Here is a 26,814-nt window from a genome sequence, read left to right as displayed (position 1 = left end):
CGGATGCTTTCAGGCAGCGCCGCCAGCGCGACGTGCCAGGGCAGCGTTGCCGGTCACGCGAGACGAACGTTCGGGCTTGATCGCGTCAGTTTTCACGGCTCCCACTTCACCCGGTCTGGCTGCGCTGTTGGCGCGCGACTTTGCCTTGTCAGCTGTGTCCTCCGCCGCATCCTGGCGTAGCGGCCGCGGCGCGGCGAATAGGAAACCCTGGCCAAAGCGAACATTGTAGTCGAGCAAATCGACGACCGCCGCTTCTTCTTCGATCCGCTCTGCGATCAGGTCGATGCCGAAGCGTCCCAGCAGATCGGATATGTCGGCCGGATGGATATCGGAGGTCGAGGTTTGTTTCTGGTCCAGCAAGAGCGAGGCGGGCACCTTGATGAAGCGGACGCCGCGGTCGGCCAGTTCGCGCGGTTCAATTCGCAGGTTCGCTACATGGTCGACCGAGAACCTGTAGCCGAGCTGCGTCATCGCGGCCAGGCGTTTGCTTCCGGTGATGTCCAGAGCGCGCAGCGTATCGTGCTTGAATTCGAGAATCAGCGAGGAGGCCAACGCACGATTGGCTTCGAGAATGTCGAGGTACTGCGCGAATGTGGTGGGGTTTCCGAGCGTCGCCAAGGCGACGTTGCAGAACAGGCCGGCCTCCTTGTTGCGCGATTGAAGCCGCTGCAGAACTTGCATGCAGCGGAGCAAGATCGTGTTGTCCAGTTGCCCCATCAAGCCCACAGCTTCGGCGGCTGGAATGAACTCGCCGGCTGCGAGGTATGCGCCACGGGCATTGCGCAGCCGCGTCATCGCTTCGTAGTAGCGTATCTTGCGCTGCGGAAGCGTAACGATCGGTTGCAGGAAGGTATCGATGCTGCCGGTCTCGATGGCGTTTTGGATGGCCAGGATCTGTAGGTCGGTGTCAGTCCGTGCCGAATTGATGGCCGTCCGAGGCAATGCCGGTGCAATCGCCCTCGCGAGGGGCTCACGGTGGACGGGTCTCTCCGGTGCCACCGGTTCGAATGCGGGCGCGGAAGCGGCTGATGGCAAGTCGGTCAGCATGTCGTCATGGGCGGCGACCGTGGCGGCGAGCTGCTTGACCAGTCCGCCGAGCTCGTTGATTTCACCAAGCGCGGATTGAAGGCCGGATTGAACTCGGTCCGAACCACCGGAATTCGCCGAGGCAATCTTGCTTTCGGCTGCCGCGAGGCGGCGCCCGAAATCGGAGATCTGGCGGGCAAGGTCAGCGACGCCCTGCGACAGGTCCGCGATCTGGCCTTCGGCGTTGTTGCCGTCGCGTAACCGCATGGACACTGCATTGTAGAGGATGAGGAATGCCAGGACGGTCAGCGCTACGATGGCTGACTCCGACGCGCGCAGGCCCGTAATCGTGTAGAGCACGATACCCACCGAGGTGGAGACCAGCACCATGCAGAGAGCAATGAAAATCGTGGAAATACGAATCATCTGGCGTAAATGCTTCCGGCGTGGAGCGATCTGCGGCGCTTCCAGTCCCCCGCACTACCATTATTGCTGATTCGGCGGATGGGTCTTTCTGAAGTTGTCCGCCGAAAATCGGGCCGATGGTTCAGGCGACGGCGCGAATCACCTTGGCGGTCTTTTCGACGATCTCGCCCACCTGATCGTCGCTGACGATCAACGGCGGGGTAAGTGCCAGCGTGTCGCCTGCGACGCGCATCATCAGATCGTAATCGTGGAAGGCGGATCTCAGGGCCGCAAAGCCGCGGTCGCCCGGCCCGTTTTCGTTGGGGGCGAGCTCGATGCCCGCCGTGATGCCGACGGTGCGGATGTCCACCACGTTAGGTTCGTCGCGCAGACTCATCATCGCGTCCGCGAACTTCGGTTCCAGGCCGCGAGCACGCTCGAACAGCTTTTCGTCGCGGTAAATATCGAGCGTGGCAAGCCCTGCGGCGCAGGCCAGCGGGTGCGCCGAATAAGTATAGCCGTGGAACAGCTCCACGGCATTCGCCGGGCCGGTCATGAAGGCGTCGTGGATGGTGTCGCGCACCAGCACGCCGCCCATCGGGGCCGCGCCGTTCGTCACTCCCTTTGCAAAGGTGATCATGTCGGGGAGCACGCCATAACGCTCGGCGGCGAAGGCGTAACCGAGGCGTCCGAAGCCGGTGATGACTTCGTCGAAGATAAGGAGGATGCCGTGCTTCTGCGTGATCTCGCGCAGCCGCTTGAGGTAGCCTTTCGGCGCGGGCAGCACGCCCGTCGACCCGGCCATCGGCTCCACGATCACGGCGGCGATGGTTTGGGCGCCGTGCAGATTGACGAGGCGCTCCAGCTCATCGGCAAGTTCCGCGCCCCATTGCGGTTCGCCTTTGCTGAACGCCTGCTTGTCGCGGTTGTAGGTGGATTGCAGATGGTCGACACCGGTGAGCAGCGCGCCGAACATTTTGCGGTTACTGACGATGCCGCCGACCGAAGTGCCGCCGAAGCCGACGCCATGATAGGCCCGCTCGCGGCCAATCAGGCGGATGCGGTTCCCCTGACCGTTGAGCTGGTGATAGGCCAGCGCGAGCTTCAACGCGGTGTCCGCGGCCTCCGATCCGGAATTGCAGAAGAATACGTGATCGAGCCCCTCCGGCGCGAGCTCGGCGATGCGGCTTGCCAGTTCAAAGGCCTGCGGAATGCCGAACTGGAACGGCGGCGCGAAATCCAGCGCCTCGGCCTGCCTGGCGATAGCCGCCGCGATCTCGGCACGGCCGTGACCGGCGTTGCAGCACCACATGCCGGCGGCACCGTCGAGGATTTTGCGGCCGTCGGTGGTGATGTAGTGCATGTCTTTGGCGCCGGCGAGCAGCCGCGGCGCTTTTTTGAAGGCGCGGTTAGCGGTGAAGGGCATCCAGAACGCAGCAAGATCGTTCGGCACGTTGAGGGCAAGGCTCTTGTCTAACATGGGGATCCCTCATTTTTTTCAGCGCGTTGCGGATGATGTCGGACCTCCGCCGCGCAACATCAGCGTTGGTGGGCACTTCACTATGCGGCGCCTTCGGTGCCAACTCAGGATTCGAAAGGACTGGAGTCAACTCAACCATTCCAGCGTGTTCAGGTTCAGAAATTTGCTTGCCTACAGCGAAAATGAACCGAACGTCTGAGCTTGAACCACCCTAGAACTTTTTGCGCACCTGCGAAACGCAGTTTGCGTGATCGATCGCGTGCTGAAAATGCCGGGACATCTGCGGCGTCGTCCGGTGGCCGGACGCGCGCTCGTTTTGCGGTCGAAATATACTACTATTGATTGATATAATATTCACACACACTTAATAGTTGTGTGGCTCAATAAGTCGCATGACAGACTCGCCACGCCACGCCCTGTGCCTTCCGCGCTTTGCCCGCTGCATCCGCGCCGCGTCCGCGGTCGAATTCGCGATGCTTCTGCCGCTGTTCCTGGTGCTGGTGTTCGGCATCGTCGTGTTCGGTGCCTACCTCACCATGGTGCATGGCGTGCAGCAACTTGCCGCGGAAGCGGCGCGTTCGTCGGTCGCGGGCTTGAGCGAGACAGAGCGCATCAGCCTTGCCGAAAACTACGTCACGACGAATGCCGGGTCGTATCCTCTGTTGCAGCCCGGACATCTCACCGTCAGCGCGGCAACCTCCGGCAGCGACGTCTTCGTCGTCACAGTCAACTACGACGCCTCCGACAACATCATTTACACGTTGCCGTTCGTGCCGGCGCCGCCTTCGACCATCATCCGCTCAGCGGCGATTCCGTTCGGCGGCTTTTGAGGAGACGCACGATGCGGAACCTGCTTCGGCGCTTCATTTCGGATACGCGCGGCAATTTCGCGATCATGGGAGCCGGGTGCATGGTGCTGGTGCTCGGTTGCGCCGCGCTCGGCGTGGATGTCGGGTCGATCTATGCCGACCGCCGTAAGGCGCAGAGCGCCGCCGACCTTGCGGCCATTGTCGCCGCCGGCAACCTTGGCAAAGCCACGAGCGCGGCCGCCGCCACCGTGATGGCCAACGGCTATCCGGCGAACGCGCTGCTTTCCATCGAACTCGGCACGTTCACCGCGAACGCAGCGCTGGCCGCAGGCGCGCTTTGTCACCCCCGCGACCGGCGCGCCCAACGCGGCGCGGGTCACGCTGCGTGCCGAGACGCCGCTTTATTTCGCGCGCATGTTCACCGGCGGCAGCAGCCACTTCGATATCACCAGCAGGGCAACGGCCGCGAGCACCGCGCTTGCCTCGTTCGCGATCGGCTCGCGGCTGGTCTCGCTCAATGGCGGCCTGCTTAATGCGATTCTCGGTCAGATGTTGGGAACGACATTATCGCTTTCGGCGATGGACTATCAGTCGCTGATCGACGCTCACATCGACGCCTTTGATTTCATCAATGCGCTGGCGACGCGGCTCGACCTGACCGGCGTCACCTACGACTCCGTGCTGTCCGGCGACGTGAAGGTCAGCGACATCGTGGCGGCGATGCTGAGTGCGCAGCAGGCGGCGAACGGCATGAATGCCGCGACCACGGCGCTGTCGAAGGTCTCGCTGGCGCTTGCCGGGCTAACCACCACCATCGTGCCGGGGAAGCTGATCGACGTCGGCCCTTATGCGGCGATGACGGTCGGCTCAAAACCGAAAACAGGCGTCAGCGTCTCGGCGTTCGATCTGCTTTCGGCGACCGGTGCGATCGCCAATGGCAGCAACCAGATCGCGGCCTCCGTCAATCTCGGACTACCCGGCATCGCCAGCGTCTCCGTGATGGCGACGATCGGCGAGCACCCGCAAGGGACAAGCTGGATGACGGTCGGGACTGAAGGCGCGAGCGTGCACACCGCGCAGACCCGCGTGCTGGTATCGATCAAGTTGCTTGGCAGCGGCCCGGTCGCGGCCGTCAATCTCCCGGTCTATATCGAGGTCGCCTCTGGTACGGCCACGCTGAACGCCGTGAGCTGCGGCCGTCCCGATATCAGCACCTCCAGCGTCACGCTCGGCGTCACGCCCGGCATCGTCGACGCCTGGATCGGCAACGTGTCGGCGGCCGAGATGACCAACTTCACCAGCAAACCGGACCCGGGCGCGGCGACTCTGGTCAATCTCGGCGCAGTCACCGTGACAGGCCGCGCTCATGCCGGCATGGGCAACACCGCGCCGACGCCGGTGTCCTTCAGCTACGTGGACATTGCCGCGCAAACGAAGAAGACCGTGACCACGACCGATTTCACCTCGTCATTGACCGCGAGCCTGCTCGGCGATCTCTCGCTCAAGATCAATGTGGGGCCGCTGGGCCTGCCCGTCCCCGGTCTCGGGCCGACCGTGACGGGCATCATCAGCGGCGCCACGGCGTCAATCGATCAGGTGCTGGCGCAGGTGTTGGCGACGCTCGGCGTCGGCATCGGGCAGGCGGATGTCTGGGTCTCCAGCATCCGCTGCGACGGCGCGGTGCTAGTGAATTGATCTCCCGCAAGGGGAGAGGGATAACGAGTTCGCCTTGCCCGCTTGCCCGTCGGCTGGTAACCCGACGCTGATTTTGTAGACGACGGAAATCTACAAACACAGCAGCGAGCGCCATGTCCGACAAGAAACCGAAAAAACCGCAGAAACTTCGCGCCCGCCTGCCGCGCGGGCTGGAGGATCGCGGTCCCGCGGCCATATCAGCCACGCGCGCGATGACCGACACAATCCGCGCGGTCTACGAGCGCTACGGCTTCGAGCCGGTCGAAACGCCCGCTTTTGAATATACCGACGCGCTCGGCAAATTCTTGCCCGATCAGGACCGACCCAATGAGGGCGTGTTCTCGTTCCAGGACGACGACGAGCAGTGGATCAGCTTGCGCTACGATCTCACCGCGCCGCTGGCTCGTTACGTGGCGGAAAATTTCCAGAACCTCGCGCTGCCCTATCGCAGTTATCGCGCCGGCTATGTCTACCGCAACGAGAAGCCGGGACCGGGACGCTTTCGGCAGTTCATGCAGTTCGACGCCGATACGGTGGGTGGGGCTTTGTCCGGTCCGTCGGCCTGTGCCGCCGACGCCGAGATGTGCATGATGGCCGCCGATACGATGGAAGCGCTCGGCATCCCGCGCGGGCAATACGTGGTGAAGGTCAACAACCGCAAGGTGCTCGATGGCGTGCTGGAAAGCATTGGACTCGGCGGCGATGAGAATGCGGGACGAAGGCTGACGGTGCTGCGCGCGATCGATAAGGCTGACAAGTTTGAATGGAGTGAAATCGAAAAACTATTGGGTTCGGGACGTAAGGATGACAGCGGAGATTTCACTAAGGGTGCTAATCTCGACGAAGATCAGATCGAAGCAATTCGTCAGTGCTTGAAGTTCAAAATTACCGTGAATCGACTCCCCGACGATACATGGCATAGGCACATGGATGGCGAACTTCCTAAGAAGTTCCGCGCTATGAAGGGCGCTGCTACAATGAATGCCGCTCTTTCAGAGTTGGGCGATATCGCCGAACTCGTCATTTCAAGCGGTTACGGGGAGGATCGCATCCGCATCGACCCCTCCGTCGTGCGCGGCCTCGAATATTACACCGGCCCTGTCTACGAAGTTGAACTTCTGCTCGAAACCAAGGACGAGAAGGGTCGCCCGGTGCGCTTCGGCTCGGTTGGCGGCGGCGGGCGTTATGACGGATTAGTCTCGCGCTTTCGCGGCGAGCCCGTTCCCGCCACAGGTTTCTCCATCGGGGTGTCGCGGTTGCAGGCGGCGCTGACCATGCTCGGAAAGCTCGACACGAAGCCGCAAGCAGGCCCCGTGGTCGTCACCGTGTTCGGCGGCGACATCGCGGGCTACCAGAAAATGGTCGCGGAGCTGCGCAACTCTCCTATTGATCCTTCAAGGCCGGATGGGCCTTGCATTCGCGCGGAGCTTTATCTCGGCAATCCGAAGCATTCGCTCGGCCAGCAGATGAAATATGCCGACAAGCGCAACGCACCGTGCGCCATCATCCAGGGCACCGATGAGAAAGCGAACGGCAAGGTGCAGATCAAGGATCTGATCGCGGGCGCGGGGCTGACCTCGATCGAGGACCGCACTGAGTATCTGAAGAAGCAGGCGGAGGCGCAGATTGAAGTCAGCGAGACCGATCTTGTTGTCGAAGTACGGAAACTGCTCACGCGTCACGGCGTGAGGTGGGATTAGCCATCGTCTTGCCTGCGCAGGCTTGAGCGTTTTCGAGCGAAGTGGATACCGTTCGCGTGAAGACAGCGCGTTCGATCAAAATCATAGAGCTGCGCTTCTGATTTTGTCAGAAGCGGACAAAGCTCTAATGCGGCACCATCGACTTGTATTTTTCAAAGTCGCGCACGTTCATCTTGAAGCCGCCGGGCATCACGACATCGCCGGGTTTCTGGCCCTCCTTACAAGGGCCGGCCCATTTCGCCGCTATGGTGACCTTGTTGTCTTGGCTTCCGAGCTTGCCGCCTTGGCTATGCGATGTGACGTTCACCGTGTAGGCGGAGTTGAAATCGCCTGAGGTTTCGGCGTGCGATGTCACGGTCGTGCCGGCCATGGTGCAGACCGAATCCATGACGTAGCCGGTTGCGGCTTTCTGGATCTCGGTCTTGGAGCAGTTCTGCTTGGCGGAGGGGGCAAAATCCGACATGAACTCACGGTCCACGGCCTCGCTGGTGCATTGCTGAACCACAACTGCCGGCATTCTGCCGCCCTCGTGGTCCAGCTTGATGTCCCAAAGCCCGGCCTTGCGCAGCGGCAGTTGCACCTCCGCCAGCGCAGGCGCGGCGGAGAGAAGAAGTAGCGGCAGGAGTGAAATCGAGAGCCGAAGAGACCGTCGCATCGCAAGCTCCGTCGGTGGAATGTCGTGGCGCGGACCTGCCATTCGTATCCCCTTTGAATAGCCGGGGACAGCCACACTAAAAAGTTTCTGATGGGAGTTTTGCTTGCCGCGTTTGCTGTAAAAAAATTGGCAGCGAACTCGAATTCACTCCACGAGGGTGCAGGCTCAGTAGCGTGTCCGCAGCGGAGGCTGATCCGGACCATAGGGCACCCAGCGGCAAGCGAACGAGATATAGCCGCCGGGATAAGCCTGGACGCCGAGGAACTTCGCCACTTTGCCGTAGCGCGCACAGTGATCGACCGCAATCACGCGAAAATCTGCCTGATGCACCAGCGAATAGGAGATAATACCGCCGGTGTCGTTGCCCTTGAGCGGAGGCACCCAGTCGGCCCATGCTGATCCGCAAACCAGCGTGCTGGTCATCGCCGCCAGCAAAGCCGCTCCGAACAATCTCATCCTCATCTCCATTGTTGCGACTCGAACCTTAGAACGCCGAGCGGGCTGTGAAAAGAACGGCGAGCCGGTCATCATGGAGTTAGGCCGCGGGTGTTGCCTTGCCGCACTTGACCTTGCGCGTGCTTCGCGGCACCGTCGCAAGGCTCAGATTCATCGGCGGAACTCCATGCGCAACCTTATCACATCCTTGAAGAAACCCGCTGTCGGCACGATGCTCGGCGCAGCATTGGGGCTGTTCGCTACGATGCCGGTTGCGCACGCATTCAATTTTCCTGTGTTCGGGCCGTCCTATGAGGGTCGGTTGCCGGGCTGTGAGGCCGGGTTGCCGACCATCACGACGCAATTTTGGGAGAAGGAAAGGAAATTCTGGAACTCCCCGCTGCGCATCACCGCCTATGGCAACGTCCATGAAAAGGCGTTCCGGCCCCGGGAGTCCAACAATATTCCCCGCCGCTACTGCACCGCCGAAGCGATGGTCAGCGACGGCAAAGTCCGCACCGTGCATTATTCCATCATAGAGGACGGCGGGATTGCCAGCATGGGGCAGGGCGTCGAGTGGTGCGTGGTCGGCCTCGATCGCAACTGGGCCTATAATCCGGGCTGCCTTACCGCCCAACCATAATTAAGATAGGCTCGGTTCTGATCCCGGAAGGGAAAGGCTTGACCCGTGTTCTCATCACGAGGGCGGGCGGAAACCCCTTATACACTATCCTTGTAAAGCTTCAGAGATGTCCCGGCCTCGGGTCGTTATGCTATGGTGGGCTGGTTCTCGTCGGATATCGCGCGAGGACCGGATTCCGGCTGGGCTGAGGAGTTGGCGTCATGAAATGGGTGTCTCGCGCGGCGGCCGCGTCTGTTCTGTCGTGGCTGATCCTGCTTGCGGGGTGGACGGCCGATGCGGCGGCAAAAGACCAACGACAGAATGCGCCCGGCGCATTCGATTTCTATGTGCTTTCGCTGTCATGGTCTCCGTCGTTCTGCGCTGCCGCGGCGGAACGCGGCAGTACCAGCCGGTCGCAGCAGGGCCAGTGCGGCGAGCGACCGTTCTCTTTTGTGGTGCACGGCCTTTGGCCGCAATACGAGCACGGCTTTCCCGATTATTGTCAGCGTCCTGCTCCGCGGCTTGATCGCCGCATCATGACCTCGATGCTGGATTTGATGCCGGCGCCGGGTCTGATCTACAGCCAGTGGGATAAGCACGGCACCTGCTCAGGGCTCAGCGCAGAGGCTTACTTCGAGACTGTCCGCAAATCACGCGCCGCTGTGAAGATTCCGGCGGAATTTCTCGATCTTGCCGCACCGAAGAGTATGACGCCTGATGCTATCGAGAGCGCCTTCATCAAGAATAATCCGGGCCTCAGCCAATCCGCAATTGCGGTGATCTGCGACCGGACCAGGCTTAGCGAGGTGCGAATCTGCATGAACAAGGACTTGCAATTCCGCGCGTGTGAGGAAATCGACCGGCGCGCCTGCGTCCGGGACCAGGTGGTGATGCCTCCGGTGCGCGGCGGGTAGTATTTCGTCTCCTTCTGCGCGTATTGGAGCGGTAAGACGTCTGGCCGGACTTGATGGCGTTGCTCCGAGAAATACCAAAAGAACTTCAGCACCATGAATTACCGCCACGCCTTCCACGCCGGCAACTTCGCCGACGTCATCAAGCATATCGTGCTGGTCCGCGTCCTAACCTATCTGCACGAGAAGCCGGCGGCATTCCGTGTCATCGACACTCACGCGGGCGCGGGCGTCTACGATCTGACCGGTGAGGAGGCAGATCGCGGCGGAGAATGGCTGACCGGCATTGCGCGGCTGATGCAGGCACGTTTTTCCGACCCCGTTGCTCAGTTGGTTGCGCCCTATCTCGATATCGTCAGGGCCTTCAATCCCCAGCGTGACCTGAAATGTTATCCGGGGTCACCCTTGATCGCGCGTGCTTTGCTGCGGCCGCAGGACCGGATGGTCGCCTGCGAAATCGAGCCCGTTGCACGCAAGCACCTGATCGGTGCGCTGCGCCGCGACACCCAGGCCAACGTGGTCGATCTTGACGGTTGGATGGGGCTTGCCGCTTTCGTGCCTCCGAAGGAGCGGCGCGGGCTGGTGCTGATCGACCCGCCGTTCGAGCGCAAGGACGAGTTCGAACGCCTCGCCGGCGGATTCGCCGAAGCCTTCGCCAAATGGCCGACCGGCTGCTACCTGTTGTGGTATCCGGCCAAGCGGCGCCGGGCGACGGACGATCTGGCCCGCAGGGTCGGTGCCGTCGCGGGAGGCGACGCCGACAAATGCCTACGACTGGAATTCAGCGTGGCGCCGCAGACCGCGGACGGGCCACTCACTTCGGCCGGGCTTCTGATCGTCAATCCACCATGGACGTTGAGAGCCGAACTCAAGTCCATCCTTCCCGAACTGGAGAAACCGCTGGGCCAGGGCGGCGCCGCCCGCTTCAAGCTTGAGGCGATCACCGATTGAGCCGGCCTTGCCTGGGCGGATTGCCGTCAAAAAAATCCGGCCGCAAGCGGCCGGAGGTTGGTGTGATGATTATTGTTCTCGTTATAGCGTTTCGAGCGAAGTGGGATCCGGTTCGCTCGAAGAAAACGCGTCAAATCAAAAAGATCTCTAGAAGTGATAGTTTACCCCGGCGCGGACCATTCCGGATTGGTAGCTGTGCGGCGCGCCTGTAATCGTGAAATTGCTGCTCGACAGATCGACATACAGATACTCGACCTTTGCGGTCCAGTTCTGGTAGATGCCGACTTCAGCGCCTACTCCGACCGTCCAGCCCGCGTTGGTGTGGGATTCCGACAGAGCAAAGGTTTCGGCGCGCAGTTTACCGAAGGCAAGACCGCCGGTGCCGTAAACCAGGACGTTGTTGAACGCGTAGCCGACACGGCCGCGTACAGTGCCGAACCAGGGATTTGAGAATTTCCAGGCCGCGAAAGTATCGTTGGCGGCGTTGGCCTGGATGTCACCTTCGAGGCCGAACACCAGCGCACCGCTCTGCCAGTTGTAGCCGGCCTGCACGCCGCCAAACACGCCGTCCGGCCTGGTAAGGCTGTTCTGGACGCTGCCCCAGGCATATCCCAGGTTGCCGCCCAGATAGGGCCCCGCCCAGCTAAAGGCATTGAGCGGCTGGTTGACGGTGTAGGGCGCCCGGTAAGAGAAATCGGCGGCCTGCGCGGTGCCGATCAGCGCTGTGGATGCCACTGCAGCCAATGCTGCGATCATTGTCTTGGTCATCTCGGCACTCCAACCCTTTTACCGTTCCCACCGTGACATCGCGCGAGCCAGGTCCGTATGGCTACGAAATGCTAAATTCGATACGTAGGATTTATCGAAAGTTTTAAGTTAAACGGTCCTTAAGACGGTGCCCCCGCCGTCTCTTGTCCTTAAAAAAGTGTTATCGGCATGGCCGCGCCGGGAACCGGTCGCGTGACGCTTTGCGCAGAGCCAAAGCCTCGCCCTGCCTGGGAGTGGATCGCTGGCATCGGCCGGCTTCATCGCTTAACTGAGGGACATGACGACCGATTCCTCCGATCCTGCGAAGCCGATCGGGCCAAGACAGCCGCCTGGTTCCGGAGCGGACATGCGGCGGCGCGGCGGGGTGCCGACGGAACAGGACGTCGATCCCGCAACCATTGAGACCGACGAGGACGACGAGCCGCGGCTGCCTGATCTTCCGGACGATACGTCCGATACGATCGCGGAGGCTCCGCTCGCGATCGGACGTGCGGCGATCGAACACGCGGTTCGCCATGCGCCCACCTCGCCCGGCGTCTACCGCATGATGAATGCCGCAAGCGACGTGCTGTATGTCGGCAAAGCCAAGAACGTGCGCAAGCGTTTGTCGTCTTATGCGCGGCCGACAGGCCAGGTGATGCGCATCGCGCGCATGGTTGCGGCGACGGCCACCGTCGAGATCGTATCGACCGAGACCGAGACCGAGGCGTTGCTGCTCGAAGCGAATTTGATCAAGCAGTTGCGACCACGCTTCAACGTGCAACTTCGCGACGACAAGTCGTTCCCCTATATTCTGATTACTGGCGACCACTGGGCGCCGCAGATCCTCAAACATCGCGGCGCCCAGTCGCGGCCGGGGCGCTATTTTGGGCCTTTCGCGTCCGCCGGTGCAGTCGGCCGCACCATTACGGCGTTGCAGCGAGCGTTCCTGGTGCGCTCCTGCACCGACTCCTTTTTCGAAAGCCGAACGCGGCCTTGCCTGCTGTATCAGATCAGGCGTTGCGCCGGTCCCTGCACCGGCGAGATCGATTTTCCCGGCTATACGGCATTGGTTCGCGAGGCGACCGATTTCCTGTCCGGTCGCAGCCGCGCCGTGAAGGAGGAGCTGGCGCGGGAAATGGAAAAAGCCTCCGACGATCTCGCCTTCGAGCGCGCTGCGCTCTATCGCGACCGACTGGCCGCGCTGTCGGCGATCCAGTCGCAACAAGGCATCAACCCGCGCACGGTGGAAGAAGCGGACGTTTTCGCCATTCATCAGGAGGGCGGCTATTTCTGCGTCGAGGTATTCTTCTTCCGCACCGGACAGAACTGGGGCAACCGGGCCTATTTTCCGCGCGCGGAAAAATCTTTCACGCCGGAGGAGGTGCTTGGATCATTCCTCGCCCAGTTCTACGACGACAAGCCTCCGCCCAGGTTGATCCTGTTATCGCGCCCGATCGAGGAAGGCGAATTGCTCGCCCATGCGCTGTCGATCAAGGCTGGTTACGGGGTCAAGGTTTTAATGCCGCAGCGGGGCGAAAAGAAGGAGCTGGTCGCGCACGCGTTGACCAACGCCCGCGAAGCGCTGGGCCGCAAACTGGCGGATACCGCGACGCAGTCGCGGCTGCTGCAGGGGTTGGCGACGGTGCTCGGCCTGCCGCAGGCGCCGCAGCGCGTCGAAGTCTACGACAACAGTCACATCCAGGGCACCAATGCGGTGGGGGCGATGATCGTCGCCGGTTCCGATGGCTTTCTCAAGAATCAGTACCGCAAGTTCAACATCAAGTCTGATAACCTGACCCCCGGTGACGACTACGCGATGATGCGTGAGGTGTTGGAGCGCCGGTTCAAGAGATTGCTGACGCAGAAAGCTGAATCGGAACAGGACGCCGTTCCGCAATGGCCCGATCTCGTGATCATCGACGGCGGCCTCGGCCAGCTCAATGCCGCCCGCGGGATATTCGAGGCGCTGGGTCTGAGCCGGGTCTCGTTGGTGGCGGTCGCCAAGGGACCGGACCGTGATGCCGGCCGCGAAACCCTGTTCCTGCCGGATCGTCCAGCCATCAAGCTCGAACCGCGGGATCCGATTTTGTATTTTATCCAACGATTGCGTGATGAGGCGCATCGGTTTGTCATCGGATCGCATCGCAAGCTGCGTAGAAAGGACATCAGAGAAGCCGGATTGCAGGAAGTTCCCGGTATTGGCCCCGCGCGTAAGCGCGCGCTGCTGCATCACTTCGGGACGTTAAAGGAGATTGAGCGGGCGTCGCTGGTAGACCTCGGCAAGGTTCCGGGCATAAGCGCCGAAAGTGCCCGCAGGATCTTCGATTTTTTCCACGCTCGGCCGGCGTAGGGGATTTGTTATGATATCCGGTCTTCTTTTTCGTACTAAGATCAATGAATTAAGACTACGGCAGCCGCGAGGTCGGCAAAATTGCGCGGCGCGGCCGGTTGACGTTCGCCCTGCGACAGTATTGGTAAGATGAAATGAGCACCGTAACCAGCCAGGCGACCGCGAAGCACATGCTGTCGCTACCGAATATCCTCACCTATGCTCGCATCGCCGCGATCCCGGTGGTGGTGGGTTGCGTCTATGCGCAATCGATCATGGACGGGCCGTTACAGCTGCGCTGGGTGGCGCTCGGAGTGTTCATTGCGGCCGCTGTGACGGACTTTTTCGACGGCTACTATGCACGAATCTGGGATCAGCACTCCGCCCTCGGCAAGATGCTCGATCCGATCGCCGACAAGCTTCTGGTTGCATCCTGCCTGCTGATGTTGGCGGCGGACGGCATCATCCATGGCTGGACGCTGTGGGCGGCAATCGTGATCCTGTGCCGCGAGATTCTCGTATCTGGGCTTCGCGAATATCTGGCGGCGTTGCGCGTCAGCGTGCCGGTGACCAAGCTTGCGAAGTGGAAGACCACCGCGCAACTCGTCGCGATCGGGTTTTTGCTCGCGGGGGAGGCCGGCGATCTGGTATTCCCATTCGTGACCCAGGTCGGACTTCTGTTGTTGTGGGTCTCGGCGATCCTCACCATCTATACAGGCTGGGACTATTTCCACGCCGGTATTCACCACCTCATGGCGGAGGATGAGAAATGAAGGTGCTTTATTTCGCCTGGGTGCGCGAGCGGGTCGGCAAGGCCGAGGAGGCGCTCGATCCCCCGCCGGCCGTCGCGACGGTTGCCGATCTGATCGCATGGTTGTCGCAGCGGGGCGATGAATATGCCCACGCATTCGAGAAGCCGAAGGTGATCCGCGCCGCGATCGACCGGATGCATGTCAACCAGGACACGACGATCGCGGGCGCGCGCGAAATTGCCTTCTTTCCGCCGATGACCGGCGGCTGATCTGTCAACTCCGGCTCCGTCGATGACCGTTCCCGTCACCATACGCCTGCAGGAAGCCGACTTCGATGTCGCGCGCGAAGTCGCGGCGCTGTCGCGCGGCCGCACCGACATCGGCGCCGTCGTGAGTTTCTCTGGCATTTGCAGAAGCGACCAGGCTGGCGGCGAGGGTGGCGATGCGATCGCCGCGCTGATGCTGGAACATTATCCCGGTATGGCGGAGGCTGAGATCGCGCGTCATGCCGAGGAAGCGCTCTCGCGCTGGCCGCTCACAGGCATCACCATCATTCATCGCTACGGCCGGATCGTCCCTGGTGAGAACATCGTTCTCGTGGTCACTGCGTCGTCGCATCGCGAGGCGGCATTTCAGGGCGCCGAATTCCTGATGGACTATCTCAAGACGCAGGCGCCGTTCTGGAAACGCGAGGAGGGCGCCGCCGGGTCAAGCTGGGTGGACGCTCACGACCGCGACGACACTGCTGCGGCGCGCTGGGCCAAATCCTGATGGCGAGGACCGCCGCACGCGGCGGACGATCGAAAGTCGCGGCCGCCAGCTCAAACCGAAAACGCCCGCCGGAGCGAGCCACAGCAAAGGCTGCAAACTCTGCCGTTGCCAGAACCTCGACTCCGGAACTCGAGACGATTTTCGACTATGTTCATCATGCAGCCGCAAGGCTTGAGCGCGCGCATGTCATTTTCGCGCACGGCACCACCGATCCGGTCGCAGAGGCGGCCTTCCTGGTCGGCGAGGCCATGCACCTGCATCCGGACGAGGTCGAACCGCAGGCGGCGCGGCGCGTACCGAAGGCGGCGGGCCGGCGCATTCTTGGCTGGATTGAGCAGCGCATCGCAACCCGCAAGCCCGCCGCCTATCTCGTCAACAGGATGTATATGCGCGGCTTGCCGTTCTATGTCGACGAGCGCGTGATCGTGCCGCGTTCGTTCATCGGGGAAATTTTGGATTCGCATTTCGGCGACGACGATGTGCTGCGTTTGCGTCATCCTGCAACCGTAACCCGTGTGCTCGATCTATGTACCGGCTCGGGATGCCTTGCGATTTTGGCCGCGCGCGCATTTCCGAATGCGACGGTCGATGCGACTGACCTGTCGGCGGACGCGCTCGCGGTCGCAGCGCGCAATGTACGCGAGCACGGCCTTACCGATCGCATCCATGTTGCGCAGGGCGATCTGTTCACAGCAGTCAGTGGCAAGCGATACGATCTCATTATCTCGAACCCGCCTTATGTCGATGCGAAGGGCATGGCGGGCCTGCCGCACGAGTGTCTTGCGGAGCCGCGGATGGCGTTCGACGGCGGTGCCGATGGCATCGATCTGGTGCGACAGATCATCGACGGCGCCAATACTCATCTCGCGCCCGGCGGTGGACTGTTGTGCGAGGTCGGTCGCTGCAAGCCGGCGATCGAAAAGGCTTATCCGCGCGCGGATTTGCTCTGGCTCGATACCGAGGAATCTGAGGGCGAGGTGTTCTGGATCGAGGTCGCGCGGCTTGCGGATAGGTCTGCACATTCGGCCGGCGCGGCATGAGCGTGTGGCGTTGCGTTTGTTCTTGCGAACCGGTGCCTGATCGTTTGAAAGCGCTATAAACGCTGGTCAATGAACGAGATACGACGCCTCCGGCGACACGGTGAAAGGTGCCCGTCGTCCCGATACTGTCTTTCTGCCCCGATTGCCGTGTTGATGACGAAGTCGCCATGCTTTTTGACGCTCGCCATAGCGCACTCTGGCGCGATGTTTGGCTCGGAGAATTCCGGGCCACCCTGACGCTCGGTTGGCCTCTGGTCCTCACCAACCTCGCGCAAATCGCGCTGACCACGACAGATGTGATCGTGCTGGGCCGCGTTGGTGCTTCCGCGCTGGCCGCCGGAACCCTTGGCGTCAATCTGTACTTCGCGATCCTGATTTTCGGCATTGGCGTCGTCACCGCGACCTCGCCGATGATGGCCGAGGCGTTTGGCCGCAAGCTGCATATGGTGCGCGACGTGCGGCGGACGTTTCGGCAGGGGATATGGGCGTCGGTTCTGATTGCGGTGCCGAGCTGGCTGCTGCTTTGGCATACCGAGGCGATCCTCCTTCGGTTTGATCAGGAACCGCAGCTTGCAGCAGATGCTCAGCTGTTCGTGCGCGCCTTGCAATGGGGCATGCTGCCGACGCTCGGCTTCATCGCGTTACGCTCGTTCTTCGCCGCGCTGGAACGGCCGTTATCGGCGATGATGGTGACGGCGGTCGCGATCCTGTTCAACATCGTCGCAAACTGGGCGCTTGTGTTCGGTCATCTTGGTCTGCCGGCACTTGGACTGCGCGGCTCCGGCATCGCAACGACGTTGTCGAACACCTTCCTGTTCGCCGGGCTGGTAGTGGTGGTGAGCTTTGGCCACAAGTTCCGTCGCTATCATCTTTTCGGGAACTGGTGGCACGCCGATTGGCCGCGTCTCGTCACGCTGTGGCGCGTCGGTCTGCCGATTGGCGCGGCGCTCGGCTTCGAGATCACCGTGTTCAATGCCGCGGTATTCCTGATGGGACAGTTCGGAACAGCCTCGATCGCGGCTCATGCCATTGCAATTCAGATCGCGTCGGTTTCCTTCATGGTGCCAATGGGACTGGCGCAGGCGGCGACGGTACGTGTCGGTCGCGCGTACGGCGCGCGAGACTTCGACGGGATTACCCGCGCAGGATGGACGTCGTTTGCCCTGGCGATTGCATTCATGGTGAGCACCAGTGTGTTGATGATTACCGCGCCACGATGGCTGATCGGCGCATTTATCGACGTCAACGATGCGGCAAACGCCGAGGTGATCGGACTTGCGGTGTCGTTTCTCACCTGTGCAGCGGTATTTCAGATTGCCGATGGCGCGCAGGTGGTCGGCGCCGGTATGCTGCGTGGTTTGCAGGATACCCGCGTGCCGATGATTTATGCCGGCCTGGGCTATTGGGGCTTCGGCATGTCGTTGAGTTTGCTGTTTGCCTTCAAACTCGGATTTCAGGGCACCGGTATCTGGATCGGCCTGGCGTCGGGCCTCGCGGCCGTGGCCATCCTGATGATTTCGCGCTGGGTCAGACGTGAGCGGATCGGTCTGGTGCCCCTAAACGGCAGGCAGTTTCGCGAGGTCTTGGCCGCGAAATAAATCGCGTGAATGCGCGCCGGTCACAGCACCTTGCGGGTCCAGTTGTGCGGGTCGGTCGCGCGGCCATACTGGATGTCGACTAGCTTCTTGCGAAAGCCCATCGCGACGGACCCGGCGGCGCCCCCATTGATGGTGAAATCGCCGTGCGCCGAGCACACCTTGCCGATCGGCGAGATGACGGCGGCGGTGCCGCAGGCGAACGCTTCCCGGAGCCTGCCGCTGGCGGCATCCGTGCGCCACTGATCGATTGTATAGGGCTCCTCGCGCACGCTCGTGCCGGATTCCCTTGCGAGTGTGATGATCGAATCGCGGGTGATGCCCGGCAGGATGGTGCCGAGCGGCGGCGTCGAGAGCGAACCGTCGTCGAAAACGAAGAAAACGTTCATGCCACCGAGTTCTTCGACATAGCGTCGCTCGACCGCATCCAGAAAAACCACCTGATCGCAGCCGCGATCGATGGCTTCGGCCTGCGCGCGCAGGCTGGCGGCATAGTTACCGCCGCATTTGACGGCGCCGGTGCCGCCGACTGCCGCGCGCGTGTAGTTTTCCGATACCCAGATCGAGACTGGTGCGGGGCCGCCCTTGAAATAGGAGCCGACCGAAGAGGCGATGACGGCGAAGATGTAGTCCGCCGATGGCTTCACGCCGAGGAAGACCTCGTTCGCGATCATGAAGGGCCGCAGGTATAGGCTGCCTTCACCGCCAGGAATCCAGTCCTGGTCGATGCGCACGAGTTGCTCGATGGCCTCGATGAAAACGGTCTCGGGTAGTGGCGCCATCGCCATGCGCTCGGCCGAATTGCGGAAGCGTCTCGCATTGGCGTCGGGACGGAACAGGTTGACGCCACCGTCGTCACGCTTGTAGGCCTTGAGGCCTTCGAAAATCTCCTGCGCGTAGTGCAGAACGGCGGTCGCAGGATCGAGCGGGAAGTTGGCGCGCGACGCGACCCTCGCCCCGTGCCAGCCTTTCGCCTGATTGAAGTTCACAACGGCCATGTGATCGGTAAACACCCGGCCAAAACCAGGGTTCGCAAGTTTTTCGGCGCGCACGGTCGCCTGCGTCGGATTGGCCGTCGGTTGGATATCGAATCTCAACGACGTCCCGCCATCGATCGTATCAAGCGAAACTCCCATGAACATTCTCCCGGCTTTGCAGCACCGTGTCTGCGTGCCCCTGCCTGCCATGCGAAGGCGGTTTCCGCTTTGGCGGAAGGCGCGAAGTCCAGTATGTTAACCGAAATGCCGCCCGGCAATCGCACCGATCAGAATTCCGGGCTGCGTGGTTTCGCACGCTCGTGTCGGGGGTCGATAAACAGTCGGCCCCGGACGAAACGTTATTATATTTCGCATCAGACAGCCAACTTGTAACATTGAAACGAGATATGTCAATATGGCTGACATAAAACTCTCGGCCCCGACCGCCATGGTCACTTCCGGCCCTGAGACGCCCGGCAGGCGATCCGCGGAGACGCGTTGGGACATCATCGAACTGCTGTTCTTTGCCTATCGCGATTTCGTTGACGATCCTGATCATGTGCTTGAGGAATTCGGCTTCGGCCGCGCGCATCATCGAGTCATGCATTTCGTCCATCGTTACCCCGGGCTTACCGTCGCCGATTTGCTCGATGTTCTGCGGATCACGAAGCAATCGCTGGGGCGAGTGCTCAAGCAACTCCTCGACGAGGGCTATATCGTGCAGAAGGCTGGCGACGCCGACCGCCGGCAGCGCCTTCTTTTCGCCACCCCGAAAGGCGAGGCGCTGGTAGCGCAGCTCGCGGGTCTTCAGACCGATCGCATCAAACGCGCGCTGCGGGGCCTCGACGCATCCGGTGCCGAGGTGGTGCGCAAATTTTTGCTCGGGATGGTCGACCATGATGATCCTGACAAGGTGCTGGAGGCGATCCTGCGAGCGGACGGCAAGATGGTGAAGGCATGACAGTAACGCAAACGGCAGGGACCGCGCGAGCGCAGGTGAAGCTGGCCGACGACGCCCCGCATCTGCTGCTGGTCGACGATGACCGGCGCATCCGGGATCTGTTGTCGCGCTTTCTGGCGGGGGAGGGTTACCGTGTCACCACGGCCATGAGCGCCAAGGCCGCCCGCTCGAAATTGCTCGGTCTGCATTTCGACCTGTTGATCCTGGACATCATGATGCCCGGCGAAACCGGCTTTGATCTCGCCCGTTCCATCCGTGCCTCGTCTCCGGTGCCGATCATCATGCTGACGGCCCTGCACGAGGCCGAGAACCGCATCGAGGGTTTGCAGATCGGCGCTGACGACTATCTCGCCAAGCCGTTCGAGCCGCGCGAACTGGTGCTGCGGATCGGGAATATCCTCAAGCGTACGATGCCGCTGCCGATGATGCGAAGCGAATCGATTGCGTTCGGACCCTATGTCTATCATCTGGAGCGCGGTGAGCTGCGTCAGGGCGACGACGTCATTCATCTCACTGATCGCGAGCGCGAGATGCTGCGTATGCTCGCGGCCACCCCGGGCGAGACGGTTCGCCGCGGCGAACTCAACGGCGGCGGCACCGTGAACGAGCGCGCCGTCGATGTCCAGATCAACCGGTTGCGGAGGAAGATCGAGCGTGATCCCGCCAATCCGCTATTCCTCCAGGCGGTACGCGGGGTAGGCTATCGCCTGGTCGCAGCCCCTTGACGTCGATCACGACCACCCTCGATGCCGGTCTCACGCTAGCCCGCACGGCGTTGCGACGGGTCATGGTCGTCAATAGCCGGATTGGGCACGCGTTCAAGAAGTGGATGCCCGAGGGCCTTTATGCCCGTGCGCTGCTGATCATGATTGTTCCTATGGTGGTGCTGCAATCGGTCGTGGCCTTCGTGTTCATGGAGCGCCACTGGAATACGGTGACGCGACGTCTGTCGGCGGCAGTAGTGCAGGACGTCGCCGCGCTGATCGATGTGTACAAGGATTACCCGCAGGACAAGGACCGTACGGCGATCCGGCGCATCGCACAGCAGCGGCTCGGATTGGTCGTCGATTTCCTGCCTCCGGGCGATATGCCCCCGCCCGGGCCGAAACCGTTCTTCACCCTGCTCGACCAGTCGCTGTCGGTGCAGATCAGCAGGCAGATCGGCAAGCCGTTCTGGATCGATACGGTCGGACGGTCCAATCTGGTGGAGATCAGAATTCAGCTCGACGACACTGTGATGCGGGTGTTTGCGCAGCGCAGCGCCGCCTACGCGTCAAACTCGGAAATCTTCATCTTCTGGATGCTGGGCACGTCGTCGATCCTGCTGTTCGTCGCTGTGCTGTTTCTTCGCAACCAGATCAAGCCGATCCTGCGGCTGGCGGACGCCGCCGAGAGTTTTGGCAAGGGCCGCGACGCGCCGAACTTCCGTCCGCGCGGGGCGCGCGAGGTCCGCCGCGCGGCGCATGCGTTCATCGAAATGAAGATGCGTATCGAGCGCAGTATCGAGCAGCGCACCGCGATGCTGGCCGGCGTGTCGCATGACCTGCGCACGATTCTGACCCGCTTCAAGCTGGAGCTGGCGCTGATCGGCGACAGTCCGGAAGTCGATGGCATGCGGAAGGATGTCGACGAGATGCACGGGATGCTTGAGGCTTATCTCGCTTTCGCGCGCGGTGACAGCGGCGAGCATGCGCAGCCGACCGACATGGCTTCCGCTCTCGAGGAGTTACGAAGCGATGCCGAGCGCAACGGTCACGCAGCAACGGCGATATTTAACGGACTTCCCGTCGCCACCGTCAAGCCGGCAGCGTTCAAGCGCTGCCTTGGCAATCTGGTGTCAAACGCGGCACGATACGCCGACTCCATCGCCATCAACGGCCATCGCGATCACCGATGGCTCACCGTCATGGTCGATGATGATGGCCCGGGCATCCCGCGGGACATGCGCGAGGAGGTCTTCAAGCCGTTCCTGCGACTCGACAGCGCGCGCAATCAGGACGAGGGCGGCTCCGGTCTCGGCCTTGCTATTGCGCGAGACATCGCGCGCTCCCATGGCGGCGACATTACACTCGGTGACAGTCCGATGGGCGGTCTGCGCGCGACCGTGCGGGTGCCGGTGTAGGTGCAAGCGTGTTCTTTCTGCGCTCGGATCATGCCTAGCTTTCCCGGTTCTGAGGTCCCACATTGAATACGGGCTCGTTGCGGTCTGGCCAGGAGGAGCGCATGATGCTCTACGGCCTCGAGCACACTCGAATTGAGGGAGCGGGTGACATGGACGGCTCGGTTAAGCTGGAAATGCGCTATGGTGCCTCCAACTATGCGCCGATGCCGGTCACCATCGTGCGTGGCAAGGGCGTCTACCTGTGGGACGAAAACGGGCGACGCTACATCGATATGATGGGCGCCTATTCGGCGGCAAGCTTCGGACATTCTCATCCCCGATTGATACAGGCGCTCACTGACCAGGCGCGACAACTGGACACGATTTCGCGCGCTTATTTCAACGATCGTCTCGGAGCCTTTCTCGCCCGCGCTTGCAGTTTGACCGGGATGGACTTGGCGCTGCCGATGAACAGCGGCGCCGAGGCGGTGGAAACGGCGCTGAAGGCCGCGCGCAAATGGGCCTACACGGTCAAGGGGGTGCCGGCCGACCGCGCTGAGATCATCGTCTGTGACGGTAATTTTCACGGCCGCACCATCGCTATCGTCGGCTTCTCGTCTGTGGCGCAATATCGCGACGGCTTCGGTCCATTTCCGCCCGGTTTCAGGTCGGTGCCGTTCGGCGACGTGGCGGCGCTTCGAGCCGCGATCACGCCGAACACCGCGGCCTTCCTGGTCGAGCCGATCCAGGGCGAAGGCGGCATCAACGTGCCGCCGCCGGGCTACCTTGCCGAGGTCGCGCGCATCTGCCGGGAGCACAATGTCCTGTTGATCTGCGACGAGATCCAGTCCGGCCTTGGTCGCACCGGGCAGCTGCTAGCTTGCCAGCACGACGGCGTGACGCCGGACGCGATAACACTGGGCAAGGCGTTGGGCGGCGGACTTCTGCCGGTGTCGCTGTTCCTGGCGCGGCGCGAGGTGATGCAGGTGTTCACGCCCGGCGACCATGGCAGCACCTTCGGCGGTAATCCGATTGCGGCCGCGGTCGGATTGGCCGCACTTGATACGTTGATGGACGAGAGACTGGTCGAGCGGTCCGCGCGCCTTGGCACGCATTTGCTCGCACGACTTCGCGCGATCGAAAATCCCATCATTCGCGAGGTGCGAGGGCGGGGGTTGTTCGCGGGCGTCGAGTTGGATCGCGATTTGGCCAACGCCGCCGCGGTCGCAACGCGGCTGTTGCAGGCGGGCGTGCTGACCAAGGACACTCACCGCAACACCATTCGTTTTGCGCCCCCGCTGATTATCGAAGAATCCCAGATCGATTGGGTGGCGGACCGGGTCGCCGAAGTGCTGGACGAATTCGCTCGCGCGGAAGCTGATCCCTAGAGTCCGCTTTCTGATGGGATCAGAAGCGGGCTCTCGATTTTGGCTAACCTGATTCCACTTAGCCGGAAAATGCTCTCCGCCTCAATCGATGTCGAAGCGGACGCCTTGGGCGAGCGGAAGATCGTCGCCGTAATTCACCGTGCTGGTGGCGCGACGCATGTAGGCTTTCCAGGCGTCGGAGCCGGCTTCGCGGCCGCCGCCCGTTTCCTTTTCTCCGCCGAACGCACCACCGATCTCGGCGCCGGAGGGGCCGATGTTCGCATTGACGATGCCGCAATCGGAGCCCGCCACTGAGAGAAACTTCTCCACCTCGCGCATGTCGGTCGAGAAGATCGAGGACGACAGTCCGTGAGCGACCGCATTGTGCTGCTCTATCGCCGCGTTGAGGTCGGTATATTTCATGACATACAAAATCGGTGCGAAGGTCTCCCGCAGCACCGGGCCGGTCTGCGCCGGCATCTCCACCAATGCCGGCCGGACATAATACGCGTTGGGAAACCGTTTCTCCTCGACACGCTCACCGCCGTGGATTCGCGCGCCGTGCGCCCGTGCCTCCGCAAGCGCGCATTGCATGGTCTCGAATGCGGCTTCGTCGATCAGCGGACCGACCAGCACCTCGTCGCTTGCGAGCGGGTCGCCGATCCGGACCGAGGCATAGACGCGTGTCAGCTTCGCTACGAATTCGTCGTGGACGCTGTCATGAACGAACAACCGCCGCAGCGTGGTGCAACGCTGGCCGGCGGTGCCGATGGCGGCGAAGGCGATGGCCCGGAGCGCCAGATCGAGGTTCGCCGACGGGCAGACGATCGAGGCATTGTTGCCGCCGAGTTCGAGAATGCCGCGCGCGAACCGCCGCGCAAGTTGCGTTCCAACCTCGCGGCCCATCGCTGTCGATCCGGTCGCGGAAATCAGCGGCACCCGTGGATCGTTGACCAGGGCCTCGCCGACATCGCGCCCGCCGATCAGCACGGTGCATAGGCCGTCGGGGATGTTGCCCGCCTTGACGGCGGCGCGTTCGAACAGCGCCTGCACCGCCAGCGCCGTGAGTGGGGTTTTTTCCGACGGCTTCCAGATCACCGGATTGCCGCAGACCAGCGCCAGCGCCGCATTCCACGACCATACCGCGACGGGAAAATTGAACGAGGTGATGACGCCGGTCGGGCCGAGCGGGTGCCATTGCTCCATCATGCGGTGATTGGCCGTTCGCTGGCGATCGTGAGCCCGTAAAGCTGGCGCGACAGGCCGACCGCGAAGTCGCAGATGTCGATCATCTCCTGCACCTCGCCACGGCCTTCCGAGACGATCTTGCCGGCTTCAATGGTGACCAGGCGGCCCAGAACATCCTTGGCGTCGCGCAATTCAAGGCCGAGCAGGCGAACCAGTTCGCCACGCCGCGGTGGAGGGACCGACCGCCATTGCCGGAACGCCGCTTCAGCGTGCGCGACGGTTTCGGCCACACCTTGCGAACTTGCATCCTCGAGGTGCGCGATGGTCTCGCCGGTCAGAGGCGAGCGTACGGCGCGCGTGCCGTGCCGACGATCGGGTGAAACCCCGAGATGATCGAGCAGGGATGCAACCTCGTCGGCAAGCATAAGAGCTTTCTCCCAAACGGGTCCGGGTGGCCCATGTTGCGGCAAGTCATGACAGTTCTTCAAGCCGGATGAGCGTTCCCGCAGCATGTTGCGACGATGCGTCAAGCGCTCGCGGAAATCCTCGGATCGTCAGGGACGCTTCAGTCCTGCAGCAAAAAACTACTTCGCCAGTTCCTGCGATCGCTTTGTCGCGGCGGCCACCGCGCGCGTCATCAGTTCTTTCAGACCGTGCTCGCTCATCAATACGTTGAGCGCTGCGGCCGTGGTGCCGCCGGGCGAAGTGACGTTCTGACGCAGCGTCGCGGCGTCGAGATCGGATCGATGCAGCAACTCGCCTGACCCGGCGACAGTCTCGCGGGCCAGCTTTGCAGCGAGATCGGCAGGCAGACCTGCGCTGACGCCGGCGCGCGCGAGCTCCTCGGCGAGCAGGAAGACGTAGGCCGGTCCCGATCCCGACACAGCCGTGACGGCGTCCATCAGCGCTTCGTCATCGACCCATTCCACCGCTCCGGTCGCGCGCAGCAGCGCGTCGGCCACGGTGCGCTGTGTCTCGTTCACACCTTTCGCGGCGACCGCCACGGTCATGCCGCGGCCAATCGCGGCAGGCGTATTGGGCATCGCGCGGACGATGTTGCCGCCGCAGGCCGTGTCGAGCATGGCAATCGTCGTGCCCGCCATGATCGACACCACAAGGGTCGGAGATCCCACCAGCGGCCGCAGCGTCGGAGCGGCGTCGCCGAAGGTCTGCGGCTTGACCGCGATCACGAGCGCCGCGACGTCACCGATTTCCTCGGCTGCGGGATTCAGCCGAATGTCGCCGGCGGCGAACGAGCGGGTATCGGCGGAAGGATATGGCTCGATCACAATGACGCGCTTCGGATCCAATCCGCGCGCGAGCCATCCCGTCAGCAATGCGCTGCCCATCTTCCCGGCGCCGGCGAGAACGACAGTGCCTGAAATATCCGCGAGAGTTTGCATGTCCGGCGTTATCGTCATGGCGGGTTCCTGATGGTCAAAGAGCGTTCGCGAAAAGACCCGTCATCGCGGGTTGAGGACGAAGCATACCTTCGCACGGACAACCCCACGATCCGTCATTCATTGAACGAATTGCAAGAGGATGGGCAGCCAGGTCAAGCCGGCCATGACGCAAAAAGCAATTGCGCGAGATTACGCCTCGCCCTCGGTGTCGAACATTGCGGCGGTCATCGCCTCGGCCGCCGACTTTCCGGCCCAGACCACGAACTGCAGCGCCGGGTAGTAGCGCTCACAGGCGTGGATCGCGCCCGCCATCATGGTCTCGCACTGCGCGTTCGACGCAATCAGCCCCTCGGGAAGGACAAGCGCATGGCGGTACATGATCGTTCCGGTCTGGGTCCAGATATCGAAATGACCGACCCACAATTGCTCGTTGATCGCGGCGATCACGCGCTGGGCCTCGCTGCGCCGGGCGACCGGAATCTTCATGTCGAAGGCGCAGGCGAGATGCAACGCATCGATCTCACCCATCCAGGTGAAGGTGAGGTGATAATCGGTCCAGTTGCCTTTCGAGACGATTGTGATTTCGTCTTCGCCGGAACGCTCGAACGCCCAATCGTTGGTGGCGGCAATGTCCTCGACCACCGCCAGCGGATTGTTCTTGGAATCGATAGCGCCTTCGAGCAGCGACATGCCGTCCCGATCCTTGCTTTTGCTTGTGTTGATACGCACTCATAGAACGGCCGGTGCTGGCACGCGGCGGATATCAATCTTTCAGACGATCCATCACACGCGTTGATCGAATGAGGATGATGTCCTGCGCGGATCAAGTGATGTGATTTGCGGAATCGGCGCAACGCCGCCTGGAGTCCGTCCACAGGCAAAGCGCGCGTC

24 protein-coding genes and 3 pseudogenes are annotated in these 26,814 nt (G+C 62.1%); 18 read left to right on the top strand and 9 right to left on the bottom strand.

Features of this window, described 5'->3' with window-relative positions; all coding sequences use genetic code 11:
- Positions 1-9 precede the first annotated feature (9 nt).
- Entirely contained in the window at positions 10-1,452 is a 1,443-nt protein-coding gene (locus AC1RT6_RS11550) for an EAL domain-containing protein (RefSeq protein ID WP_472790530.1), read from the bottom strand.
- Positions 1,453-1,573: 121 nt separating this feature from the next.
- Positions 1,574-2,911 (bottom strand): omega-aminotransferase AptA, encoded by a 1,338-nt coding sequence (gene aptA, locus AC1RT6_RS11545; RefSeq protein ID WP_079447561.1) that lies wholly within the window; start codon positions 2,909-2,911, stop codon positions 1,574-1,576.
- Positions 2,912-3,303: 392 nt separating this feature from the next.
- Here aptA and AC1RT6_RS11540 point away from each other — a divergent pair, with 392 nt between their 5' ends.
- The 5 genes and pseudogenes from AC1RT6_RS11540 (at position 3,304) to hisS (ending at position 7,115) form a co-directional block, all read left to right on the top strand.
- Positions 3,304-3,741: a TadE/TadG family type IV pilus assembly protein gene (locus tag AC1RT6_RS11540; RefSeq protein WP_493029496.1), complete on the top strand. Its 438-nt coding sequence runs from the start codon at positions 3,304-3,306 to the stop codon at positions 3,739-3,741.
- A gap of 11 nt (positions 3,742-3,752) precedes the next feature.
- Positions 3,753-3,872, top strand: a pseudogene (locus tag AC1RT6_RS11535) (hypothetical protein); the annotation flags it as partial.
- A gap of 112 nt (positions 3,873-3,984) precedes the next feature.
- Positions 3,985-4,119, top strand: a pseudogene (locus AC1RT6_RS11530) (hypothetical protein); the annotation flags it as partial.
- Positions 4,120-4,134: 15 nt separating this feature from the next.
- On the top strand, positions 4,135-5,415 hold the full coding sequence (locus AC1RT6_RS11525; RefSeq protein WP_493029495.1) for a hypothetical protein: 1,281 nt from the start codon (positions 4,135-4,137) through the stop codon (positions 5,413-5,415).
- Between the two features lie 113 nt (positions 5,416-5,528).
- Complete coding sequence (gene hisS, locus AC1RT6_RS11520) at positions 5,529-7,115, top strand: histidine--tRNA ligase (protein ID WP_079447558.1); 1,587 nt, start codon at positions 5,529-5,531, stop codon at positions 7,113-7,115.
- Between the two features lie 124 nt (positions 7,116-7,239).
- On the opposite strand, the gene AC1RT6_RS11515 is transcribed toward hisS, so the two are convergent.
- Together AC1RT6_RS11515 and AC1RT6_RS11510 are read right to left on the bottom strand one after the other, a co-directional pair.
- Entirely contained in the window at positions 7,240-7,770 is a 531-nt protein-coding gene (locus tag AC1RT6_RS11515; RefSeq protein ID WP_079447691.1) for a DUF3617 domain-containing protein, read from the bottom strand.
- Positions 7,771-7,935: 165 nt separating this feature from the next.
- Positions 7,936-8,226 carry a hypothetical protein gene (locus AC1RT6_RS11510; RefSeq protein WP_079447690.1) on the bottom strand — a complete coding sequence of 97 codons (291 nt, stop codon included), beginning with the start codon at positions 8,224-8,226 and terminating at the stop codon, positions 7,936-7,938.
- Positions 8,227-8,392: 166 nt separating this feature from the next.
- On the opposite strand from AC1RT6_RS11510, the gene AC1RT6_RS11505 reads away from it, so the two are divergent.
- The 3 genes from AC1RT6_RS11505 (at position 8,393) to AC1RT6_RS11495 (ending at position 10,689) form a co-directional block, all read left to right on the top strand.
- The gene (locus AC1RT6_RS11505) at positions 8,393-8,848 is read left to right on the top strand and encodes a hypothetical protein (RefSeq protein ID WP_079447557.1); all 456 of its coding nucleotides are present in this window, start codon (positions 8,393-8,395) and stop codon (positions 8,846-8,848) included.
- Positions 8,849-9,048: 200 nt separating this feature from the next.
- Positions 9,049-9,741, top strand: coding sequence for a ribonuclease T2 family protein (locus tag AC1RT6_RS11500; protein ID WP_079447556.1), 693 nt, complete (start codon positions 9,049-9,051; stop codon positions 9,739-9,741).
- Positions 9,742-9,834: 93 nt separating this feature from the next.
- On the top strand, positions 9,835-10,689 hold the full coding sequence (locus tag AC1RT6_RS11495; protein WP_079447555.1) for a 23S rRNA (adenine(2030)-N(6))-methyltransferase RlmJ: 855 nt from the start codon (positions 9,835-9,837) through the stop codon (positions 10,687-10,689).
- Positions 10,690-10,836: 147 nt separating this feature from the next.
- Here AC1RT6_RS11495 and AC1RT6_RS11490 read toward each other — a convergent pair whose 3' ends face one another.
- The gene (locus AC1RT6_RS11490) at positions 10,837-11,457 is read right to left on the bottom strand and encodes an outer membrane protein (RefSeq protein ID WP_079447554.1); all 621 of its coding nucleotides are present in this window, start codon (positions 11,455-11,457) and stop codon (positions 10,837-10,839) included.
- Between the two features lie 277 nt (positions 11,458-11,734).
- On the opposite strand from AC1RT6_RS11490, the gene uvrC reads away from it, so the two are divergent.
- The 6 genes from uvrC to AC1RT6_RS11460 all read left to right on the top strand — a co-directional run bounded on the left by uvrC (position 11,735) and on the right by AC1RT6_RS11460 (position 17,929).
- Positions 11,735-13,789 (top strand): excinuclease ABC subunit UvrC, encoded by a 2,055-nt coding sequence (uvrC, locus tag AC1RT6_RS11485; RefSeq protein WP_472790522.1) that lies wholly within the window; start codon positions 11,735-11,737, stop codon positions 13,787-13,789.
- Between the two features lie 134 nt (positions 13,790-13,923).
- Positions 13,924-14,541 carry a CDP-diacylglycerol--glycerol-3-phosphate 3-phosphatidyltransferase gene (gene pgsA, locus AC1RT6_RS11480; protein ID WP_079447552.1) on the top strand — a complete coding sequence of 206 codons (618 nt, stop codon included), beginning with the start codon at positions 13,924-13,926 and terminating at the stop codon, positions 14,539-14,541.
- Positions 14,538-14,789, top strand: coding sequence for a molybdopterin converting factor subunit 1 (gene moaD / locus AC1RT6_RS11475; RefSeq protein ID WP_079447551.1), 252 nt, complete (start codon positions 14,538-14,540; stop codon positions 14,787-14,789). Before pgsA ends, moaD begins: the two co-directional genes overlap by 4 nt.
- Before the next feature lie 22 nt (positions 14,790-14,811).
- Positions 14,812-15,291, top strand: a complete 480-nt coding sequence (locus AC1RT6_RS11470) for a molybdenum cofactor biosynthesis protein MoaE (protein WP_079447550.1) — start codon at positions 14,812-14,814, stop codon at positions 15,289-15,291.
- Positions 15,291-16,331: a 50S ribosomal protein L3 N(5)-glutamine methyltransferase gene (gene prmB, locus AC1RT6_RS11465; RefSeq protein ID WP_079447549.1), complete on the top strand. Its 1,041-nt coding sequence runs from the start codon at positions 15,291-15,293 to the stop codon at positions 16,329-16,331. Before AC1RT6_RS11470 ends, prmB begins: the two co-directional genes overlap by 1 nt.
- Positions 16,332-16,498: 167 nt before the next feature.
- Positions 16,499-17,929: an MATE family efflux transporter gene (locus tag AC1RT6_RS11460; RefSeq protein ID WP_079447548.1), complete on the top strand. Its 1,431-nt coding sequence runs from the start codon at positions 16,499-16,501 to the stop codon at positions 17,927-17,929.
- A 20-nt stretch (positions 17,930-17,949) separates the two neighbouring features.
- Here AC1RT6_RS11460 and AC1RT6_RS11455 read toward each other — a convergent pair whose 3' ends face one another.
- Positions 17,950-19,062 (bottom strand): branched-chain amino acid aminotransferase, encoded by a 1,113-nt coding sequence (locus AC1RT6_RS11455; protein ID WP_079447547.1) that lies wholly within the window; start codon positions 19,060-19,062, stop codon positions 17,950-17,952.
- Positions 19,063-19,351: 289 nt separating this feature from the next.
- On the opposite strand from AC1RT6_RS11455, the gene AC1RT6_RS11450 reads away from it, so the two are divergent.
- The 4 genes from AC1RT6_RS11450 (at position 19,352) to rocD (ending at position 23,353) form a co-directional block, all read left to right on the top strand.
- Positions 19,352-19,864, top strand: coding sequence for a MarR family winged helix-turn-helix transcriptional regulator (locus AC1RT6_RS11450; protein WP_079447689.1), 513 nt, complete (start codon positions 19,352-19,354; stop codon positions 19,862-19,864).
- Positions 19,861-20,589, top strand: a complete 729-nt coding sequence (locus tag AC1RT6_RS11445; protein WP_079447546.1) for a response regulator — start codon at positions 19,861-19,863, stop codon at positions 20,587-20,589. The genes AC1RT6_RS11450 and AC1RT6_RS11445 overlap by 4 nt, the downstream gene beginning before the upstream one ends.
- 62 nt (positions 20,590-20,651) lie before the next feature.
- Positions 20,652-21,986, top strand: coding sequence for an ATP-binding protein (locus AC1RT6_RS11440; protein ID WP_079447688.1), 1,335 nt, complete (start codon positions 20,652-20,654; stop codon positions 21,984-21,986).
- Positions 21,987-22,135: 149 nt separating this feature from the next.
- On the top strand, positions 22,136-23,353 hold the full coding sequence (gene rocD / locus AC1RT6_RS11435) for an ornithine--oxo-acid transaminase (RefSeq protein WP_079447687.1): 1,218 nt from the start codon (positions 22,136-22,138) through the stop codon (positions 23,351-23,353).
- A gap of 81 nt (positions 23,354-23,434) precedes the next feature.
- Here rocD and amaB read toward each other — a convergent pair.
- The 3 genes and pseudogenes from amaB to AC1RT6_RS11420 form a co-directional block, all read right to left on the bottom strand.
- Positions 23,435-24,945, bottom strand: a pseudogene (gene amaB / locus AC1RT6_RS11430) (L-piperidine-6-carboxylate dehydrogenase).
- Between the two features lie 159 nt (positions 24,946-25,104).
- Positions 25,105-25,941 carry a pyrroline-5-carboxylate reductase gene (proC, locus tag AC1RT6_RS11425; protein ID WP_079447544.1) on the bottom strand — a complete coding sequence of 279 codons (837 nt, stop codon included), beginning with the start codon at positions 25,939-25,941 and terminating at the stop codon, positions 25,105-25,107.
- Between the two features lie 171 nt (positions 25,942-26,112).
- Complete coding sequence (locus tag AC1RT6_RS11420; RefSeq protein ID WP_079447686.1) at positions 26,113-26,613, bottom strand: type III secretion system chaperone family protein; 501 nt, start codon at positions 26,611-26,613, stop codon at positions 26,113-26,115.
- Positions 26,614-26,814: the final 201 nt, after the last annotated feature.

Source organism: Nitrobacter sp. MLSD-S21 (assembly GCF_058809865.1).
This window is presented reverse-complemented; position numbering and strand designations above follow the sequence as displayed.